This is a genomic window from Mesorhizobium sp. B1-1-1, assembly GCF_006442955.1.
GTDB lineage: Bacteria > Pseudomonadota > Alphaproteobacteria > Rhizobiales > Rhizobiaceae > Mesorhizobium.
Window position 1 is genome coordinate 398,518 of sequence record NZ_VFWW01000003.1, and the last position, 19,349, is coordinate 417,866.

The 19,349-nt window shown below is 64.1% G+C and carries 22 protein-coding genes; 13 read left to right on the forward strand and 9 right to left on the reverse strand.

The window, feature by feature from the left end; translation table 11 throughout:
- Positions 1-131 precede the first annotated feature (131 nt).
- Positions 132-773, forward strand: coding sequence for a LysE family translocator (locus FJ986_RS07610; protein ID WP_140492181.1), 642 nt, complete (start codon positions 132-134; stop codon positions 771-773).
- Positions 774-852: 79 nt separating this feature from the next.
- Here FJ986_RS07610 and FJ986_RS07615 read toward each other — a convergent pair whose 3' ends face one another.
- The 3 genes from FJ986_RS07615 to rlmN are packed head-to-tail and all read right to left on the reverse strand — an operon-like array spanning position 853 to position 2,983.
- Positions 853-1,305 (reverse strand): hypothetical protein, encoded by a 453-nt coding sequence (locus FJ986_RS07615; protein ID WP_140492184.1) that lies wholly within the window; start codon positions 1,303-1,305, stop codon positions 853-855.
- A complete protein-coding gene (locus FJ986_RS07620; RefSeq protein ID WP_140492187.1) occupies positions 1,302-1,751 on the reverse strand; it encodes a hypothetical protein in 450 nt (149 codons plus the stop codon). Before FJ986_RS07620 ends, FJ986_RS07615 begins: the two co-directional genes overlap by 4 nt.
- A complete protein-coding gene (gene rlmN, locus FJ986_RS07625) occupies positions 1,748-2,983 on the reverse strand; it encodes a 23S rRNA (adenine(2503)-C(2))-methyltransferase RlmN (protein WP_140559217.1) in 1,236 nt (411 codons plus the stop codon). Before rlmN ends, FJ986_RS07620 begins: the two co-directional genes overlap by 4 nt.
- A 266-nt stretch (positions 2,984-3,249) precedes the next feature.
- Here rlmN and FJ986_RS07630 point away from each other — a divergent pair, with 266 nt between their 5' ends.
- Positions 3,250-3,549 carry a hypothetical protein gene (locus tag FJ986_RS07630; RefSeq protein ID WP_140554786.1) on the forward strand — a complete coding sequence of 100 codons (300 nt, stop codon included), beginning with the start codon at positions 3,250-3,252 and terminating at the stop codon, positions 3,547-3,549.
- Positions 3,550-3,851: 302 nt separating this feature from the next.
- Positions 3,852-5,210, forward strand: a complete 1,359-nt coding sequence (locus FJ986_RS07635) for a chloride channel protein (RefSeq protein ID WP_140514029.1) — start codon at positions 3,852-3,854, stop codon at positions 5,208-5,210.
- 55 nt (positions 5,211-5,265) lie between these two features.
- Here FJ986_RS07635 and FJ986_RS07640 read toward each other — a convergent pair whose 3' ends face one another.
- The 3 genes from FJ986_RS07640 to FJ986_RS07650 all read right to left on the reverse strand — a co-directional run bounded on the left by FJ986_RS07640 (position 5,266) and on the right by FJ986_RS07650 (position 6,863).
- A complete protein-coding gene (locus FJ986_RS07640) occupies positions 5,266-5,769 on the reverse strand; it encodes an invasion associated locus B family protein (RefSeq protein ID WP_140492199.1) in 504 nt (167 codons plus the stop codon).
- A 275-nt stretch (positions 5,770-6,044) separates the two neighbouring features.
- On the reverse strand, positions 6,045-6,407 hold the full coding sequence (locus FJ986_RS07645; protein WP_140514028.1) for a YkvA family protein: 363 nt from the start codon (positions 6,405-6,407) through the stop codon (positions 6,045-6,047).
- A 162-nt stretch (positions 6,408-6,569) separates the two neighbouring features.
- Positions 6,570-6,863 (reverse strand): 4a-hydroxytetrahydrobiopterin dehydratase, encoded by a 294-nt coding sequence (locus FJ986_RS07650; protein WP_140625370.1) that lies wholly within the window; start codon positions 6,861-6,863, stop codon positions 6,570-6,572.
- Positions 6,864-6,914: 51 nt separating this feature from the next.
- Here FJ986_RS07650 and FJ986_RS07655 point away from each other — a divergent pair, with 51 nt between their 5' ends.
- Complete coding sequence (locus FJ986_RS07655) at positions 6,915-7,433, forward strand: low molecular weight protein-tyrosine-phosphatase (RefSeq protein ID WP_140673874.1); 519 nt, start codon at positions 6,915-6,917, stop codon at positions 7,431-7,433.
- Here FJ986_RS07655 and thpR read toward each other — a convergent pair.
- Positions 7,337-7,933 carry an RNA 2',3'-cyclic phosphodiesterase gene (gene thpR, locus FJ986_RS07660; RefSeq protein ID WP_140650111.1) on the reverse strand — a complete coding sequence of 199 codons (597 nt, stop codon included), beginning with the start codon at positions 7,931-7,933 and terminating at the stop codon, positions 7,337-7,339. The two genes, FJ986_RS07655 and thpR, sit on opposite strands and share 97 nt — an antisense overlap.
- 127 nt (positions 7,934-8,060) lie before the next feature.
- The gene (locus FJ986_RS07665) at positions 8,061-8,705 is read right to left on the reverse strand and encodes an arylesterase (RefSeq protein ID WP_140673876.1); all 645 of its coding nucleotides are present in this window, start codon (positions 8,703-8,705) and stop codon (positions 8,061-8,063) included.
- Between the two features lie 82 nt (positions 8,706-8,787).
- Between FJ986_RS07665 and FJ986_RS07670 the strand changes: the two genes are divergently transcribed.
- The 4 genes from FJ986_RS07670 (at position 8,788) to FJ986_RS07685 (ending at position 13,739) form a co-directional block, all read left to right on the forward strand.
- On the forward strand, positions 8,788-9,483 hold the full coding sequence (locus FJ986_RS07670; protein WP_140673878.1) for an ABC transporter ATP-binding protein: 696 nt from the start codon (positions 8,788-8,790) through the stop codon (positions 9,481-9,483).
- Complete coding sequence (locus FJ986_RS07675) at positions 9,483-12,032, forward strand: ABC transporter permease (protein WP_140673880.1); 2,550 nt, start codon at positions 9,483-9,485, stop codon at positions 12,030-12,032. Before FJ986_RS07670 ends, FJ986_RS07675 begins: the two co-directional genes overlap by 1 nt.
- Positions 12,033-12,272: 240 nt before the next feature.
- On the forward strand, positions 12,273-13,046 hold the full coding sequence (locus FJ986_RS07680; protein WP_140492223.1) for a Bax inhibitor-1/YccA family protein: 774 nt from the start codon (positions 12,273-12,275) through the stop codon (positions 13,044-13,046).
- Between the two features lie 123 nt (positions 13,047-13,169).
- A complete protein-coding gene (locus FJ986_RS07685; RefSeq protein ID WP_140670667.1) occupies positions 13,170-13,739 on the forward strand; it encodes a GNAT family N-acetyltransferase in 570 nt (189 codons plus the stop codon).
- Between the two features lie 51 nt (positions 13,740-13,790).
- Here the strand turns inward: FJ986_RS07685 and FJ986_RS07690 are convergent, their stop codons facing one another.
- Entirely contained in the window at positions 13,791-14,177 is a 387-nt protein-coding gene (locus FJ986_RS07690; protein WP_140492230.1) for a DUF2794 domain-containing protein, read from the reverse strand.
- A 536-nt stretch (positions 14,178-14,713) separates the two neighbouring features.
- On the opposite strand from FJ986_RS07690, the gene FJ986_RS07695 reads away from it, so the two are divergent.
- From FJ986_RS07695 to FJ986_RS07715, 5 genes are read left to right on the forward strand one after another with little or no spacing between them, the layout of a single operon-like run.
- Entirely contained in the window at positions 14,714-15,376 is a 663-nt protein-coding gene (locus FJ986_RS07695; RefSeq protein ID WP_140670665.1) for an XRE family transcriptional regulator, read from the forward strand.
- A gap of 35 nt (positions 15,377-15,411) precedes the next feature.
- Positions 15,412-16,482 carry an extracellular solute-binding protein gene (locus tag FJ986_RS07700; RefSeq protein WP_181165196.1) on the forward strand — a complete coding sequence of 357 codons (1,071 nt, stop codon included), beginning with the start codon at positions 15,412-15,414 and terminating at the stop codon, positions 16,480-16,482.
- Between the two features lie 23 nt (positions 16,483-16,505).
- The gene (locus FJ986_RS07705) at positions 16,506-17,369 is read left to right on the forward strand and encodes an ABC transporter permease (RefSeq protein WP_140559227.1); all 864 of its coding nucleotides are present in this window, start codon (positions 16,506-16,508) and stop codon (positions 17,367-17,369) included.
- Entirely contained in the window at positions 17,369-18,166 is a 798-nt protein-coding gene (locus FJ986_RS07710) for an ABC transporter permease (protein ID WP_140559228.1), read from the forward strand. Before FJ986_RS07705 ends, FJ986_RS07710 begins: the two co-directional genes overlap by 1 nt.
- Positions 18,163-19,275, forward strand: a complete 1,113-nt coding sequence (locus tag FJ986_RS07715; protein ID WP_140492243.1) for an ABC transporter ATP-binding protein — start codon at positions 18,163-18,165, stop codon at positions 19,273-19,275. The genes FJ986_RS07710 and FJ986_RS07715 overlap by 4 nt, the downstream gene beginning before the upstream one ends.
- The last annotated feature ends 74 nt before the right edge of the window (positions 19,276-19,349 follow it).

Here is a 19,349-nt window from a genome sequence, read left to right on the forward strand (position 1 = left end):
AAGGGATGAACGGGGCAAGGCGCGGAGAAACAGGCATACGGGACAGCTGGATCATCCTTTCCGTCGCACAGCCGCTGGCAACGGCAGGCCCCGTTCATTATAGCTGCGTATCGAAAGTCAACGGGCCTACCATGTCCTTCATTCCCGACACCGCAACGCTGATCCAGTTCGCCATCGCCACGGTCATCCTGGCGATCACGCCGGGGCCGGACATGACGCTGTTCGTCTCGCGCACGCTGAGCCAGGGCCGCGCCGCAGGCTTCGCCTCGATGGCGGGGGCGCTGTGCGGCACGCTGATCCACACCACGCTGGTGGTGGTCGGCGTCTCGGCGCTGATCGTCGCCTCGCCGATGGCCTTCTTCGTGCTGAAGATCTTCGGCGCCGGCTATCTCGTCTTCCTGGCCTGGCAGGCGATCACCAAGGGTTCGGCCTTCTCGCCGGAGAAGAAGACGGGCCCGCAAATCTCGCTGTTCCGGAGCTGGATGGTGGGGCTGGGCGTCAACCTGCTCAACCCGAAGATCATCCTGTTCTTCATGACCTTCCTGCCGCAATTCGTCTCGGCGCATGATCCGCACGCGCCGGGAAAGCTGTTCTTCCTCGGCGCCATGTTCGTCGTGCTGTCGACCCCGGTGACGACACCGATGGTGCTAGCGGCGGAGAAATTCTCGGCGGCGATGAAGGCCAGCCCGCGCGTGACGCGGGTGGTCGACTATCTCTTCGCCGGCGTGTTTTCCGCGTTCGCGCTCAAAATCCTGACTGCCCAGGCGAAGTAGGATTTTGCTGTTCGCTGCTGATCTCTTCCGAACCGGAGGTCGGCAAAGCTCCCTGCTTACGCGGGCGCTCGGTTCGAGGTCAGGGTTCGGCTTTCCACCAGCTTCCGGCCCAGCGCCCGGCGCTGAGCCAATAGAAGATGCCCCCGACCATGCCGCCGCCGATGACGGCGGCCATGGCGCGCGGCTCGGTGACGGCGAATGGCGTATCGCCCATCTGGTCGGCGAAGCCGAGGAAGACGGCGGCGACGATCGCACCGGCCAGCGCATAGAACAGCCAATCGCGCCGGCCGAGAATCTCGGCGATCAGAATCACGAGGGCCGCCGGCATGAAGGCGAAATAGGCGGCAAACAGCGCGACGAAGGGGATCGAGAAATAGAGCGAGGCGGTCGCCGCCGGCTCCGCATGCGCCGGCGTGTAGCCGAGGGAGGCCAGGAACAGGACATTGAGGAACGCGCTGGCCGCCAGCGCGGCGACGGCATAGCCGAACAGGATGACGGCAAGGCGCACGATATAGGCGACGAGACGGGTCATTGCTGATCCCGGCGTAAGGGATGGCCGGACTTGCGCCCGGCCAGAAACCAGTAGACCGAACCGGCGGCAATGCCGGCGGTGGCCAGGAACCCGAGAAAGCCCGGGTTGAAAACAAACCCTCCGGCCGAGCCCGGGACAAGAACCCCGAATGCGATGGACGTGATCGCGCCCGTGGCCGCGAAGTAGAACCACCCCCGAAGCGACAAGCGTTCGGCCATGAAGATCGCGGGGCCGACGATCAACAGCGCGCAGACCGCCACTGTCACTACCGCGAGCGGGAAGGAAACCAGCCAGTCGAACGCGAAAACGATGGACCAGTTGCCATATTCGAGCCCTTCCAGAAGAGCGATCAGCAGCACAGGCACGAGGATCGAGGTCAGCACGGCGGCGATATAGCCGACTGCTATGGTGACGAAGCGCTTGAGCCCGGCGACGAGACGCCTCACGCCTCGCCGTGCCCCGCGATCATCATGGCTTCCAGCGCCAGCCGGTCGACTTTGCGCATGCGCTCCGATTCCGACTTGAGCTGGCCGCAGGCGGCAAGGATATCGCGGCCGCGCGGCGTGCGGATCGGCGACGCATAGCCGGCGTTATTTATGTAGTCGGCGAATTTCTCGATCGTCTCCCAGTCCGAGCACTGGTAGTTGGTGCCGGGCCAGGGGTTGAACGGGATCAGGTTGATCTTGGCCGGAATGCCCCTGAGCAGCTTGACCAGCGCCTTGGCATCGTCGAGGGAATCGTTGACGTCCTTCAGCATCACATATTCGAAGGTAATGCGCCTGGCGTTCGACAGGCCAGGATAGGCGCGGCAGGCTGCGATCAACTCCTTGAGCGGATATTTCTTGTTGATCGGCACCAGAAGGTCGCGCAGATCGTCATTGGTGGCGTGCAGCGAGATGGCGAGCATGACGCCGATCTCCTCGCCGGTGCGGAAAATCTCCGGCACCACGCCTGAGGTCGACAGCGTGATGCGGCGCTTCGACAGCGAAAGGCCGTCGCCGTCGGAAGCAATCAGCAGCGCCTTCTTGACCGCCTCGAAATTGTAGAGCGGCTCGCCCATACCCATCATGACGATGTTGGACACTTTGCGGCCCTCGGCCGGCACGATGGCGCCGTCGGGCGTGTCGCGGTCGGGGAAATCGCCGAGCCGGTCGCGCGCGGTGAGCAACTGGGCGAGGATTTCCTCGGCAGTCAGGTTACGCACCAGCTTCTGCGTGCCCGTGTGGCAGAAGGAGCAGGTCAGCGTGCAGCCGACCTGCGAGGAGATGCAGAGCGTGCCGCGGCCTTCCTCGGGGATGTAGACAGTCTCGATCTCGACCGGGCGGCCGGCGCCGCGCGGCGGGAAGCGGAACAGCCATTTGCGCGTGCCGTCGGCGGAGATCTGCTCTTCGACGATCTCGGGCCGCGCCACGGTGAAATGCTTGTCGAGTTCGGCGCGAAGATCCTTGGAGATGTTGAACATGCCGGCGAAATCGGAGACGCCGCGCACATACATCCAGTGCCAGAGCTGCTGTGCACGCATTTTTGCCTGGCGCTCCGGCACGATGCCGGACGCGACGAGCGCCTCGCCCAGTTCGGCGCGCGTCAGGCCGATCAGCGACGGCTTTTCCGGCTGTGTCGCGCGGGCACGCAACGCGTCACGGGCGCCTTCGGCGGTGAGGTCGAATGAAAGGGTCATGGTTGCACTGATATAAGCGGTTTGCGGCCGATTTCATCCATCGGCCTGATATGAAGCGCGGCCCATAGCACAGCTTGGCCGCGGAGTCATGCGATGGCGAGGCGATCCGTGCGCCGACCGATTGACAGATGCGCCGGCCGGTCAGACCTGCGGTCCCTGCTTTTCGCCCGAAAACGGATCACTTGATCGTGTTGAAGTAACGGTTCTCACCGCGCGTTCGAACCCTGAATGGGGCAACCATGCCCCGACAAATGGGAGTATGCACGATGAACTCTATCAAGCTCGCCGTCATTGCCAGTTTCGTCGGCCTTTCCGCCTCGCAGGCATTTGCCGAAGACGCGATGGGCACAATGACAATGATGAAGGCAGGGCAAGTCACGGCAATCATGCCGGACGGGCATATGGGCACCATGACGCCGGACGCGAAAATGAGTGCCGAGATGATGAAGATGGCAAAGCCGATCAAGCACTGCATGATGATGATGACCGACGCCAAGGGCAAAGCCTTCATGATCGACACGTCGACCAAGAAGGCTCAGGCGGAATGCGAAAAAATGGCCATGTGAGGCCTGCCGTCGATCGATATTCCCGCCGGCTCGAAGGTCGGCGGGAGCCCATCCGAGCCTTGTTCCCGCAGACCACTCCAGCACACGCAGGTCGAGATATCCACCTGTCGGTGTTGAGGGTGTCTCATGATCAATGCGGAAACGACGATCATTGCGCCGAACCGGCATAACTTCCTTGTTCATGGTGCCAAACCGCAGCCATGGACTTTTGCTCCACGTCCGTCTTCCATTTCACGTTTGATGCGAACGCTTGATCGAGGCCATGCCTGTGTTAGGGCTGGGGCTCCGTCGAGAGGACAGACATGGCCGGTACAGTGCGAAAATACCCCTTGCTGCGGCGTTCGCGCGCGATGTGGGGCTCTCGCCGGGTGTGGCAGCCGCGGCTGGTGTTCTGGGCCGGCGCGATCTGCATCGGCGTGATCAGCGTGCTGTTCGCGGTGCTCGCCGACAAGGCGCAGGTGCTGTTCCATGCCATGACCGGCGATGACGGCGGCTGGCGCTTCTACCTATCTTTGGCGATCACGCCGCTCGGCTTCGTGCTGTGTGCCTGGCTGGCGCAAGCCTTCTTCCCGGGCTCGCAAGGCAGCGGCATTCCGCAGGCGATCGCGGCGCGGCATCTGCGCGACGACGACGACCGTGGCCACATCCTGTCGCTGAAGCTGGTGGCGGGCAAGATCGCGCTCACCCTGGTCGGCCTGTTCTGCGGCGCTTCGATCGGCCGCGAGGGACCGACCGTGCAGGTCGGCGCGTCGTTGATGCTGCAGGCGGCACGCTGGGGCGGCATGGCGCAGGCGCGCGGCCTGATCCTGGCCGGCTCGGCCGCCGGCATCGCGGCTGCCTTCAACACGCCGCTCGCCGGCATCGTCTTCGCCATCGAGGAAATGGGCCGCACCTACGAAGCGCGGACCAACGGACTGGTGCTGACGGCGGTGATCCTGGCCGGCATCGCCTCGCTCGGCCTGCTTGGCAACTACACCTATTTCGGCGTCTCGAAGGAGACAATCTCGTTTGCCGCCGAGTGGCCGCTTGTCATTGCCTGCGGCGTTATCGGCGGCGGCTTCGGCGCGCTGTTCTCGCTCCTGGCGCTGAAGGCGACGCGCCGGATCCGGCGCTGGAACACGGGGCAGCCCTTGCGGCGCGTCCTGCTGGTCGCCGCCATCTGCGGGCTCGGCGTCGCGGCGATCGGCATCGCCTCGGGCGGCTTGACCTTCGGCACCGGCTACGCGCAGGCGCGGGGCGCCGTTGAAGGGACGCCGCTGCCCTGGTTCTTCTTCGCGGAGAAGTTCCTTGCCGGGCTGCTGTCGATGGTCTCGGGCATTCCGGGCGGCATCTTTGCGCCTTCGCTTTCGGTCGGCGCCGGCATCGGCAGCTCGCTCGGCCTCGTCTTCGGCGCCAGCACGGGTGCGGCCGCGTTGCTCGGCATGGCCGGTTATTTCGCCGGCGTCGTGCAGGCGCCGATGACGGCCTTCGTCATCATCCTGGAGATGACCGGCAATCACGACAATGTCATCGCGCTGATGCTGGCCTCGATGCTGGGCTACGGCACGGCGCGCATGATCTCGCGCGAGCCGCTCTATCACGCGCTGTCGCGCGTCTTCATCGCGGAAGCCATCCGCAGGCGCAGGGCGGCGGAGGCGGCGCCGGAATCAGGCCCGGCGTGAAGAACAAAGGCCGGACTCAAGGGGGCCGGCCTCTCTGTTCAAAGCGAAATTTCGATTATTTGCAGTTGGCGATCGACGACAGCGCCGCCGAGATGCCTTTCAGCGAGAAGACGTAGGAGGTGGTGTTGCCGCGGCCGGACTTGGCCTGCACCTTCATGTCGGTGCCGGATTTCATGGCGGCGATCAGCACCGGCTCCTCGGCGGCGTTCTCGACCCAGGCCGACTTGCCGCGCGTGAACATCGAAAACGTCTTCTTGTCGATGGTGACGGTGGCCTTGGAGTTTTCCTGGAAGGTGTAGCCGGCGATGAATTGCGGCTCGTAGGACACCTGCTGGCCGGGCCGCTGGCTGACGAAGAAGAACATGTCGCCATGGTCGAGCGTCGGCGGCTGCTTGTCGGTCGGCACGGTGAGGACATAGCAGACCTTGCCGCCCGATGCCTGGTAGCTGTAGGTGCCCCAGGCATTGTGCTGGCCGATCTTGGTCGCCTGCTGCGCCATCGCCGGCGCTGCGAAGGCCACCAGGACCAGGCTCGAAACTGTAGCAATCAATCCGCGCATCGTTTTTCCCGTATTCCAAATGGTGCGGAGGCGGGCCGCGTGGCGTCCTGCCGTCGCTTCATTTTGATTTAATCTGGGTTACCAAACGGTGAATTACCTCTGAGAAAAGGACGCTCACCCCAGGAAACCGCCGCCGTCTTCGCGCCGCCGCCTTTCAAGCGGCTGGCGCGATGTCCCTTCGGCGACTTGGAGGGCATGAAAGCGGCAAGAGTTTGACTTTTCCACAAGCCCTCTGAACGCTGGTGTCCAGCGCGCGCGAAGGCCGGTTCCAGGGCTCAGCCCTTGTCCGATATGGCGTCCTTGGCGGCCTGCCGGTGCGCCGGCGTGATATGGGCGCTGACGGCGGTGATTGCGGCGGTGAGCACGGCGATATCGTCGGTGAAGCCGAGGCCGAGGACGAAATCGGGGACCATATCCACCGGCAGGACGAAATAGCCGAGTGCCGCCACCAGGATGCCTTTTGCGCGCAGCGGCGTGTTCTTGTCCATGGCGCAGTAATAGGCCGCGACGACATCTTCCATGAACGGGATCTGCCGCGCGGCCTTCTTGGCCGTGCGCCAGAATTTCTCGCGCACCTCGCTCTCACCGCCCAGCCTGTCGCCAAAGCCGAAGAAATCAAAACCGGATTTTTGCGCCATCAATTTCTCCTTGCGGGCTCATGCGCTTGCCTGCGCATGGCCGCGGCGCAAAATGTGGTGAAACCCGACGCTTGCTGCAAGAGCTTGGGAGATCGCTGGCCTGAAAATCGGGATCAGTCCGCATCGAGCTACAGGGATGTTGCGCCGCCGCCTCCAACCATCCTAGCCAACAAAGCGGTCCATTTTCTTCGCCAACTCGATGTCAAGCGCCGTGACTCCGCCGGCATCGTGCGTGTTCAGCGTCACGTCGACGGTTTTGTAGACATTCGACCAGTCGGGATGATGGTCCATCTTCTCGGCCGCAAGCGCGACGCGGGTCATGAAGGCGAAGGCTTCGGAGAAATTCCTGAAGGTGAACGTCCGTTTGATGGAAGCGCCATCCGCAGCCAGCGACCAGCCTTCGAGGTCTGTCAGCGCCGCGACGATGGCTTCCTTGCCAAGTTTCTCTCTCGTCATGTCCGGTTCCTGTGCTATTTCGAAGATGACTTTCACCATAGCGCCGGATCGATGAGCACGAAGCCCATAAAATCCATTCTGTTCGTCTGCCTGGGCAACATCTGCCGTTCGCCGCTGGCGGAAGGCGTGCTTCGTTCCGTGCTGACGGAACGTGGACTGGGCCGGGACATAGTGCTCGATTCAGCCGCAACCAGCGACTGGGAGGCGGGCTCCGCCCCCGATCGGCGTTCGATCGCCATCGCGTCGCGCCACGGCATCGACATATCGGAACTGCGGGCACGCAAGATCACGCCCGAGGATTTCTCGCGTTTCGACCTGATCTTCGGCATGGACAGGTCGAACGTCGCCGACCTGAAGACGCTGGCGCCCGCCGGCGTGCGCGACCGCATCCACCTGTTCCTGGAATTTGCGCAGGGAAAGGCGCGAGACGTGCCGGATCCCTATCACGACGGCGAGGAAGCCTTCGCCGAGGTCTACCGCATGATCCGCGAAGCGTCGGAGGCGCTGGCGACGCGGCTTGCCGCGCGCGTATCGGCGCCCGACAGCGGCCAGGCTTCCTCGACGATGTAGGGGCCGCCGCCGACCGAATCGCGCGACGACATCAAGACGAACCGGCTGATGCGGAACGGCAATGTCGAAAAATTGCCGCGCGCCGAAAGATATTGGGCGACGTCCAGCGGGCTCGAATTGCGCAGGCGGGCCAGTGTGACATGCGGCATGAACTTGCGCGGATCGGCCGGAATGCCGAGCCGCTGGCAGATGCGCTCGATTTCAGCCTGAAGCGCCGAGAGATCCGGCGAGGCAGAGACCCCGGCCCATACGGCATGGGGTTTCTTCTGGCCGAAAGCGCCGACGCCCGCCAGCGTCAGCGGGAAGGAGGGGCGGTGGACGCGGTCGAGCGCGTTGGCGATCTCGTCGGCGACATGGCCTTCGACATCGCCGATGAAGCGCAGCGTCAGATGATAGTTCTCGACGTCGATCCAGCGGGCCCCGGGCAGGCCGCCCCTGAGCAGGGACAGCGAAAGGGCGGCGTCACGCGGAATTTCGAGGGCGGTGAAAAGACGCGGCATGAAGAGCCTCCCTTCCTCGAATCGAACTGTGCCCCCAGCGAATCATCGATAATCAAGCGGGGCAAGAGGTTTGTTGGTCACAGGTGTCGTCAAAAAGATTTCCCCAACGGAAAGGGCCTATCCCGTCTTACGATCCTCCCGGCACCGCCGCGATGGCCTTCTCGACCGCAGGCAGGATGCGCTCGACCATCTGGGCGACCCCCTTGGCGTTCGGATGCAAGCCATCCTCAAGCTGCAAGGCGGACTGGCCGGCTACGCCGTCGAGAAAGAACGGGTACAAGGTAACGCCGTATTTTGCAGCCAGTTCCGGGAAGATGGCGTCGAAGGCGTTCTGATAGTCGGCGCCGAGATTGGGCGCTGCGCGCATGCCGGCCAGCAGAACGGCGATCTTGCGCTCTTTCAACTTGGCCAGCATCGTATCCAGGTTCTTGCGGGTGATGTCGGGCGAAACGCCGCGCAGCATGTCGTTGGCGCCGAGTTCGAGGATGACAAGCTGCGTGCCGTCCGGCACCGACCAGTCGAGCCGCGCCAGCCCGCCGCTGGAGGTGTCGCCGGAAACGCCGGCATTGGCGACGGTTACATCCCTGCCCCTGGCACGCAGCGCCGCCTGCAGCCTGTCGGTAAAACCTTCGTTGGGTCCGAGGCCGAAGCCGGCCATCAGGCTGTCGCCGAAACCGACGATCTTGAAAGGCTCGGCGCGTGCCGACGAGATGGCGCCGCAAATGGCGAGGAAAACGATCAGGCCTGCGGCAATTCTGCGTTGGAAAGACATGCGGCAGGTCCCATATGACAGAGAATTCTTCCGGCGACGGCCCGCAGGCGGAGCCCTCATCCCCATATAGGACGCTTTCATTTTGACAGAAGCCGTCATCGAGCTGAAAGACGTATCGCTGACATTGGGCGAAGGCGCCTCGTCCGTCCATGTGCTGAAGGGCGTCAGCCTCGATGTGGCGCGCGGCGAGGCGACCGGCATCATTGGACCGTCGGGGTCGGGCAAGTCGACGCTGCTCATGGTTCTCGCAGGTCTGGAAAGGGTCGATTCGGGCACGGTACGAATCGCCGGCGAGCTGCTCAACGGCAAGAGCGAGGATCAGATCGCATCGTTTCGGGGGCGAAACATCGGCATCGTGTTCCAGTCCTTCCATCTCATCCCCAATATGACGGCGCTCGAAAATGTCGCCGTGCCGCTGGAGCTGGCCGGTCATGCCGATCCGTTCTCGGTGGCGGAACGCGAGCTGGCGGCCGTCGGTCTGAGCGACCGCGTGACGCACTATCCCGGCGAACTTTCGGGCGGCGAGCAGCAGCGCGTCGCGATCGCCCGGGCGCTTGCGCCATCGCCGCGCATCCTCATCGCCGACGAGCCGACCGGCAATCTCGACCAGGCGACCGGTAGGCAGGTCGCCGACCTTTTGTTCGCCAAGGCGGCCGAGCGCGGCATGACGCTGGTGCTGGTCACGCATGATCCGGCGCTCGCGGCGCGCTGTTCGCGCCAGGTCTCTATGCGCTCCGGCAGGATCGAGGCGCCGGCGCCGACCAAGGCCATCGCCTGATGTCGCCGGCGCGGACGTTAAAACTCGCCGTCCGCTTCTCCTTGCGCGAGATGCGCGGCGGCCTGTCCGGTTTTCTGATCTTTCTTGCCTGCATCGCGCTCGGCGTCGCGGCGATCGGCGGCGTGAATTCCGTCGCGCGCTCGATCAGTGGCGGCGTCGCCAACCAGGGCCAGACGCTGCTTGGCGGCGATCTGCGCTTCCAGCTTAACCAGCGCGACGCAAGCGAAGCCGAACGCGGCTTCCTCGATGGGCTGGGCACGGTGTCGAGAACCGCCAGCATGCGTTCGATGGCGCGGCTTGCCGACGGCACCGATCAGGCGCTGGTCGAGGCCAAGGCCGTCGACGAGGCCTATCCGCTTTACGGTGCCCTGGAAACCGAGCCGGCGCTGACGAAGCAGGAACTGTTTGGCGAACAGTTCGGTGTTTTCGGCGCGGCCGCGCCCGACCTGCTGTTCGAGCGGCTGCATGTGAAGCTCGGCGATCGGCTGAAGCTCGGAACCGCCACCTTCGAACTGCGCGCCAGGCTGGTCACTGAGCCCGATGCCGTGTCCGAAGGTTTCGGTTTCGCGCCGCGCCTGATGATCTCGACCGAGGGCCTGGTCGCGACAGGGCTGGTTCAGCCGGGCAGCCTCGTCGAGAATTCCTACAAGATCCGGCTGGCCGCCGACGCCGACGAGGCGCGGCTCAAGGCCATCCAGGACAAGGCTGCCAAGGATTTCCCGGAGTCCGGCTGGTCGATCCGCACGCGCAGCAATGCGGCCCCGGCGCTCTCTTCCAACATCGAACGCTTTTCGCAATTCCTGACCCTGGTCGGGCTGACGGCGCTGGTGGTCGGCGGCGTCGGCGTCGCCAACGCGGTGCGCGCCTATCTCGACGGCAAGCGCGGCGTCATCGCCACCTTCAAGAGCCTGGGCGCATCGGGCGGATTCGTCTTTGCCGTTTACCTCGTGCAGATCCTGATGATCGCGGCCCTCGGCATCGCCGCCGGTCTGGTGCTCGGCGCACTGGTGCCCTTCGCCGCGAGCGCCGCACTTCAGTCGGTCATTCCGGTGCCGGCGCAAGGCGGCTTTTATCCCGGCGCGCTCGGCATGGCGGCGCTGTTCGGATTGCTGGTGACGCTGGCCTTCGCGCTGCTGCCGCTCGGTCGCGCCCGCGATGTGCCGGCGACCGCGCTGTTCCGCGAGATGGGACTGGAAGGCCGCGGTTTTCCACGCGCTATCTATGTCGTTTCGGCGCTCGGCATCGCAGTGCTTCTTGCAGCGCTCGCCATCCTGTTTTCGGGCGACCAGCGCATCGCTTCGATCTTCGTCGGGGCCACCATCTTCGCCTTCCTGGTGCTGCGCCTGGTCGGCGCGCTGGTGCAATGGGCGGCAAGGAAGAGCCCGCGCGTGCGCTTCGTGGCGCTCAGGCTCGCCGTCGGCAACATCCATCGGCCAGGCGCGCTGACGCCGTCGGTGGTGCTGTCGCTGGGGCTTGGCCTGACGCTGCTGGTGACGCTGGCGCTGATCGACGGCAATCTGCGGCGGCAGATCTCCGGCAGCCTGCCGGAGCGGGCGCCGAACTTCTTCTTCGTCGATATCCAGAGCAGCGATGTCGACGGCTTCTCCAGTCTGATCAGCAAGGAGGCCCCGCAGGGGACGCTTGCCAAGGTGCCAATGCTGCGCGGCCGGGTGATGGCGCTGAACGGCGTTGCCGTCGACAAGGTCAAGGTACCGGCGGAGGGCGCTTGGGTGCTGCGCGGCGATCGCGGCCTGACCTATGAGGCCAAGCAGCCGGACAACGCGACGCTGACCGAGGGCAGCTGGTGGCCGGCCGATTATACCGGCGAGCCGCTCGTCTCGTTTTCCGACAAGGAAGGCAAGGAAATCGGGCTGAAGCTCGGCGATACCGTCACCGTCAACGTGCTCGGCCGCAATGTCACGGCCAGGATTGCCAATTTCCGCCAGGTCGAATGGGAGACGATGGGCATCAACTTCGTCATGGTGTTCTCGCCCAACACATTTGCCGGCGCGCCGCATGGCTGGGTGGCGACGCTGACCGAAAAGAGCGCCACCGCGGCTGATGACGCCCGCATCCTCAATGCCGTCACCCGCGCCTTCCCGGCAGTCACTACGGTCCGCGTCAAGGACGCGCTCGACATCGTCAACCGTCTGGTCGGACAGCTCGGCGCGGCGATCAGGGCGGCGGCCGGCGTGGCACTGATCGCGTCGGTGCTGGTGCTGGCCGGTGCGCTCGCCGCCGGCAACCGGGCGCGCATCCATGACGCGGTGGTGCTGAAGACGCTCGGTGCGACGCGGCTGACGCTGATATCGGCCTTCTCGCTCGAATACATGCTGATCGGCCTCGCCACGGCGGTCTTCGCGCTCGCCGCCGGCAGTGCCGCCGCATGGTTCGTCGTCGCCCGCATCATGACATTGCCGTCGCATTTCATGCCGGAAGTGGCGGTGGCGACCATTCTCTTTGCGCTGGTCATCACCGTCGGCATCGGTCTCGCCGGCACCTGGCGGGTGCTCGGCCACAAAGCAGCGCCCGTGCTGCGAAACCTCTGAGTCCGCATCGGTTCCACCCCGCCGACGGCCGGCATTTGGTTAAATCGACGTAATGTTTCGCGGCCAAAGGGCTGGAAAACCGCGCCATGCGTGCCTCACGAAGCATTACACCCGGTTACGGTCTTGTTCTTGACGCGAATAACCATCATATTTCGCCGCAGGCATGCTGGAGTCCCGCCAGCGGCGCCTGGGTCCGGGTGGACCCGACACCGGACGGGGCAGAAGCAATAGAGGACCACAATGGCTGAACCCATTCGCAACTATCAGACGCGCGCCGTGCCCGGCGCCGCCGTCGACATCGATCAGGGCCTGCGCGCCTATATGATCAAGGTCTACAATTTGATGGGGCTTGGTCTCCTCATCACTGGTCTTGCCGCCGTCGGCACGATCATGCTGGCCACAACCACCGATCCGGCCTCGGCTGTCGCGACGCTGCCGAGCGGCGAGATGCTGACCTCGTTCGGCTACGCGATCTTCGGCTCGCCGCTGCGCTGGCTGGTGATGCTGGCCCCGCTGGCCGCCGTTCTGTTCCTGTCGTTCCGCGTCCAGTCGATGAGCGTGTCGGCGGCGCAGACGACGTTCTGGGTCTATGCGGGCCTAGTCGGCCTGTCGCTGTCGTCGATCTTCCTGGTCTACACCACCGCCAGCATCTCGCAGACCTTCTTCGCCACCGCCGCGGCCTTCGGCGCGCTGTCGCTGTTCGGCTACACGACCAAGCGCGACCTGACGGCGATGGGCTCGTTCCTGATCATGGGCGTGTTCGGCATCATCATCGCGATGGTGATCAACATCTTCCTGCAGTCGTCGGCGCTATCCTTCGCCGTCTCGGCGATCGGCGTGCTGGTCTTCGCCGGCCTCACCGCCTACGACACGCAGAAGATCAAGGAGATGTATTTCGAGGGCGACGCTTCCGACGTTGCCGGCCGCAAGGCCATCATGGGAGCGCTGACGCTCTATCTCGACTTCATCAACCTGTTCATGTTCCTGCTCCAGTTCATGGGCGACCGCCGCTAAGGGCTGGTCCGCGTCATGGTCTGACTGGACCATCGGGTTTGGAGGGGCGGCCCAACGGCCGCCCTTTTCTTTTGCGCCGACCTTTGCTGTTATTGCAGGCAGACAAAGAGGCCTGCATAAAGAATGAGCACTATCGTTATACGGGCCGCGCGCGCGGCCGACCTCGACACCATTACGCAAATCTATGCCGATGCTGTGACCCGCGGCACGGCGAGCTACGAGCTGGAGCCGCCAGGCCGCGCCGAAATGGGCATGCGATTCGACACGCTCCAGGCCGGCGGCTTCCCTTACCTTGTGGCGGAAAAGGATGGCGCCGTGCTCGGCTATGCCTATGCCGGTCCCTTCCGGCCGCGCCCGGCCTATCGCTTCATCGTCGAGGACTCCGTCTATGTCGCGCCTGATGCCAAGGGCCAGGGTGTCGGCCTCAAACTGATGCAAAGCCTGATCGCGGCCGCCGAGGCTGCGGGCTTTCGCCAGATCGTCGCGGTTATCGGCGATGGTCATCCCGACAGCGCTTCCGTCAAGCTGCACGAAAAGCTCGGCTTTCGTCATTCCGGCCGCCTCGAAGGCTCCGGCTACAAGCACGGACGCTGGCTGGACACGGTGTTCATGCAACTGGCGCTGAACGGCGGGGCCTCGGCTCCGCCGGATCCGGAATCATTGCCGGAACAGAAATTCCGTCAAGAAAAATAAGGGCTTAGATGAGCGCCAAGGCTGAGGTCAACCGAGCAATTGCGCCGCGGTTCAGGCCTCGACCAGCTTCAGCTTGCTGTCGAAGACGCCGAGCACGCGGCCAAGCTCCTGCCCGCGCTTGAGGATACGGCCGCCCGCGGCGATGACGGCGAAGGCGCCTTGCTTGCGTGCCAGCTTCGGGTCCTTGACGATTTGGAACAGCGGCACCTCGCTGGCCCGGCGGAACACCGAAAACACGGCCCTGTCGGTGAGATGATCGATAGCGTAGTCGCGCCATTCATTGGCGGCGACCATGCGCCCGTAGAGTTTCAGGATCTGGTCCAGTTCGCGCCGCTCGAAGCGCACCGGCTGGTCGAGGCGCGCGCCGCGTGCCTCGTGGAGCGGGATCAGTATCGCGGATGCGTCGCCATCCTCCGTCCCGCCGCCGTGATCGGTCATGCCTCGATCCTTCAAAAATGAATCTTTGCCGACCAAAGTTGGCGCTTTCGCCATCGAATTGCAAGTCCCGGCGAAGCGGTGCGGACCCGCGCCATTTCCGTCGCGTCCAGTCACGTTTGCAAACGACATGTTGGAATTGGTGATGCTCCGCCACATTCTCGCCATTTTTTATCCGCGCTCATGCCCCAATGTCCGACGAATTTACCGGCGTTGCCTGAGACGGTTCGGTCCGGCACCGGCTCGTAAACCCCAAGCCCCCCGCCCACGGGTCTGCGTCGGATCGAACCAACCTCGGTTTTTCCTCGGAAAGACCGGGTGCGACGATCCCAAAACCTAAATGACCGACGTCAGAAGCAAGCTGACGTCGGTTTTTTCATGCCTGGATCGCCGCTAAGGCGGATTTCCCGCCGTATGGACGGTTTTCAGCCCGATCCGGTGCGACCGGCAGGATCGATGCGCGCCGAATCTTGGCATGCCATCCGCGCTTGCCAACGCTACCGCCACTTAATAAGGTGTTAAGTGAAACGGGAGCGGCAATGCCACGCATATCGGACTCCACGGCGAAAGAGGTGAATGGTACGGTCGCGGCCACCCCTGAGGCCGGCGGCGTCGGTCCCCGCATCAAGGCGCTGCGCATGGCAAGGCGCGTCTCGCTGCGCCGGTTGGCCGACATGACCGGCACGACGGCGAGCTTCATCAGCCAGCTCGAGCGCAATCTGTGCGGCGCCAACACAGGCACGCTGCTCAGGATCGCCGCCGCTCTCGATCTCGGCATCAACGACCTGTTCGAGGGCAGCAGCCGTCCGTTGCACAAGGTGCTGAGGCGCAAGGAACGGCCTGTCGTTCCCGTCGGCGTGCGAGGCCGCAAGATGCTTTTGTCGCGGCGGCCGATCCATCAGTTCGAGGTTTATGCGGGGCATTTCGAGGTCGGCGGCTCGACCGGCGACGACGCCTATGTGCATGGCGGCGAGCATGAGATGTTCATGGTGCTCAAGGGAACCGTCGAACTGACGCTTGCCGACGAGCGCCATCTGATGCGCGAAGGCGACAGCGTCGAATACGCGACTTCGGTGCCGCACCGCACGGTCAATGTCGGCGACACACCGGCGGAGGTGCTCTGGATCATCGCGCCGCCGACCGCAGGCGCGCTGGAACTCGATCAGTACAGGCCCGGAAACCGCTCGCATCCGGGTGAATGAGAACAAATGCGAGCTCTGGAATGGGAGAGTTGAACATGAGAGTGAAATTTGCACATGCGGCGTGCCTGGGCGTGCTTCTGGCGGCGACGGCCGCGCTCGCGCAATCGAAGCCGGTTGCCGGAGAGGTGGCCGAAGGCTCGCTGAAGGGCAAGACGCTGACTTTCGTGTCCTATGGCGGCATCTACCAGGATGGCCAGGCGGCGGCGCTCAAGGAGTTCGTCGACAAGTCGGGCGTCAAGCTGCTCAATGACGGCCCAACCGAGATCGCCAAGCTGCAGGCGCAGGTCGAGTCCGGCAATGTGACATGGGACGTTGTCGATACCGACGATCTGCCGCCCTATGTCTATTGCGGCAAACTGTTCCAGAAGCTGGACTTCACCAAACTCGACGTCTCGAAAATTCCCGAGGGCCAGGTCGGCGAGTGCTCGGTGCCGGCGATGAACTACGGCGTCGTGCTGATGTACAACACCGAAAAGTACAAGGACAATCCGCCCAAGAGCTGGGCCGACTTCTTCGACACGCAGAAATTCCCCGGCGTGCGCGGAATCGACGGCTCCGGCAGCCCGACCGGTGGCTTGCTGGAACAGGCGTTCAAGGTTGCCGGCGGGGACCCCAAGGCGATGACGGTGGCCGATATCGACAAGGCCATCGATGTGGTTCGCAAGCTCGGCCCCGATACCATCTTCTGGAAGACGGGTGCAGAATCGCAGCAACTCGCCGAATCCGGCGAGGCCGACATGCTGATGATGTGGACAGGCCGCGCCATGACCGCGGTCAAGAACGGCGCCAAATACGCACCGGCCTGGCAGGACTGGCTGGTGGTGATGGATCAGATGACGATCCCCGTCGGCGCCAAGGACACGGAGGCATCCTACGCGCTGCTCAACGCCTATCTTGGCAAGCACGCGCAGGAGGTGTTGACGGAGCAAACGTCTTACACGCCGATCAACAGTGAAGCGCAGCCCAAGGTCGACGCTTCCGTCTCCGCTTTCCTGACCAACACGCCCGAACGCCAGAAGCAGGGCTACAAGCAGAACTTCAAGTTCTGGGTCCCGAACTTCGCGGTGGCGCAGGAGAAGTGGTCCGCGCTGATGTCCGGCAACTGACCGGCTGAGGGAGACCAAAAGCCGTGAGCGCGTCCCAGCCAACCATTCCGGCCGCCGAAAGGCGCCGGGCGTGGCGGCCGTTCGCGCTCGCGCTGCCGGCGCTGGTCCTGCTTTTCGCGGTGATTGGCTATCCGCTGCTCACCATCGTCGTGCGCAGCCTGTCGGAGCCGCAGTGGGGCCTGCAGAACTATATCTGGTTCTTCGGCGCGCCCATCAACCTTGCCGTGCTCCGGCGGACCTTCCTCATTTCAGCATGGGTCACGCTGGTCTGCGTGGTTTGCGCCTATCCCTATGCCTATCTGATGACCGCGGTCCGACCACGCGTGCGCTTGGTGCTGCTGCTCTGTGTGCTGATCCCGTTTTGGGTGAGCGGCGTGGTACGCACTTTGTCCTGGGTGATACTGCTGCAGGATTCGGGGGTCATCAACTCGATCCTGCGGGCGCTCGGGTTCGGTGGGATCAGGCTGATCCGCACCCAGACGGGCGTGGTCATCGGCATGGCGCAGGTGCTTTTGCCTTTCATGATCCTGCCGCTCTATTCGGTCATGAAAGGCATCGATCTCAGGCTGATGCAAGCCGCGCGGAGCCTCGGGGCGAGACCCTCGCGCGCGTTCCTCACGGTGTATCTGCCGCTGTCGATGCCTGGCGTCTATGCCGGCGCGATCATCGTCTTCATCCTGGCGCTCGGCTTCTACATCACGCCGGCCCTGCTCGGCGGACCGCGCTCGACGATGCTGTCGACGCTGGTGCAGACACAGGTGCTCAGCCTCCTGCAATGGGGCAGGGGCGGCGCCATGGGCGTGGTGCTGCTCGTCACGACCTTCGTGCTGCTGGCGCTTGCCGCGCCCGTGATGCGGTCCAGCCATCGGCAAGCGGGGCGGCCCTGATGGAGATGAAGCCGCTTACCCGCCTCATGCTGGGCCTTGTCTGCCTGCTGGTAGCCATATGGTTGGTGGCACCGACGCTCGTCGTGGTGCCGATGTCATTCAACGAGAACAAATCGCTGGCATTTCCACCCCAGGGCTTCTCCTGGCAATGGTACGAAAATTTCGTCACCAATCCGGATTGGTCGACCAGCTTCCTCAATTCGCTGAAGGTCGCATCGATCGTTGCGGTTCTGGCAACCGTGCTCGGCACCCTTGCCGCCTTCGGCCTCGACCGCATGCAGGCGCGGCCGGCAAATCTCCTGCGCATGCTGATGCTGACGCCGATGGTGGTGCCGGGCGTGGTCCTGGCCATCGGCATCTACGCCGTCTATCTCGACACGCGGCTTGTCGGCACGCTGCTCGGCTTCGTTCTGGCCCACACCATCCTTGCGCTGCCTTTCGTGTTGATCGCCGTTTCGGCCAATCTCGAAGTGTTCGACAAGCGGCTGGAGACAGCCGCGGCGAGCCTGGGCGCAGGTTCGCTCACCACGTTCCGCACGGTGACGCTGCCGCTGATTGCCCCCGGGGTACTGTCAGGCCTGCTGTTCGCCTTCGCCACCTCCTTCGACGAGATCGTCGTGTCGCTGTTCATCACCAATCCCTATCTCAAGACGTTGCCGGTGCAGATCTTCGCTTCCATCACGCGCGACGCCGACCCGACGGTCGCGGCCGTCGGCACGATCCTCTTATGCGCAACGACACTGCTGATCGGCGGCGGCATGCTGCTTCTTGGCCGTGAGCGGAAGGGAGGCTTATGAATCAGAAAGCGGAAAATCGCGGTGCGGCGATCGACCTGGAGTCGGTAAGCAAGGCCTATGGTTCCTTCAAGGCGCTCGACGGCGTGTCGCTGCGAATCGAGCCGGGTGAATTCATGACGCTGCTCGGCCCGAGCGGCTCAGGCAAGACGACGACGCTGAACGTGATCGCCGGCTTTACCGACCTGACCAGCGGCAAGCTGCTGGTCGGGGAAAAGAGCGTGGTCGGCGTGCCGGCGCACAAGCGCAACATCGGCGTGGTCTTCCAGCACTATGCACTGTTCCCGCACATGACGGTCGGCCGCAATGTCGCCTATCCGCTGAAGCTGCGCGGCGTCACCGGGGCAGAACGCGAACGCCGCGTCCGCCACGCGCTCGACATGGTCAAGATGGCCGATTTCGGCCATCGCTTTCCAAGCGAGCTTTCGGGCGGCCAGCAGCAGCGCGTGGCGCTGGCCCGCGCCATCGTCTTCGATCCGCCGCTGCTGCTGATGGACGAGCCGCTCGGCGCGCTGGACAAGAAACTGCGCGAATGGCTGCAGCTCGAGATCAAGCGCATCCACCGCGAACTCGGCACCACCTTCGTCTATGTGACGCACGACCAGGAGGAGGCGCTGGTGCTCTCCGACCGCATCGCCGTGTTCAACCGCGGCGGTATCGAGCAGATCGGCACCGGCCGCGAACTCTACGACGAGCCGGCGACGCTTTTCGTCGGCAAGTTCATTGGCGATTCCACCGTGCTGCGCGGCCCCGCCGCCACTTCCGGCAAGGAGACGGCGATCGAAATATCAGGCCAGAGAGTGGCGACCGCAAAGCGTCTCGCCAATGGCGGCAAGCCGGTGATGCTGCTGCGTCCCGAAAAGCTGGCGCTTGCGCGTCGCGGCGGCGGCGGGGATGGCCGCAACCGGCTCGCCGGGCGTATCGGCGAGGCCATCTATCTCGGCTCCGGCTCCAAATACGAGGTGGAGCTCGCCGACGGCTCGAAAGCCATCGTGCGCTCGACGCTCGAGGCGGACACCTTTGCCATTGGAGACGAGGTCGACGTGCTCTTCGCCGGCGGCGACGTGAAGCTGCTCGCCGATGACGACAAGGCCGACCTGACCCTTACCTGAAACAGAGCGGCCTCGCCTTTCCATGGAAAACGACGAGGCCGCCTCCTCTCTTGGTTTTTAACGCAGTTCCGGAC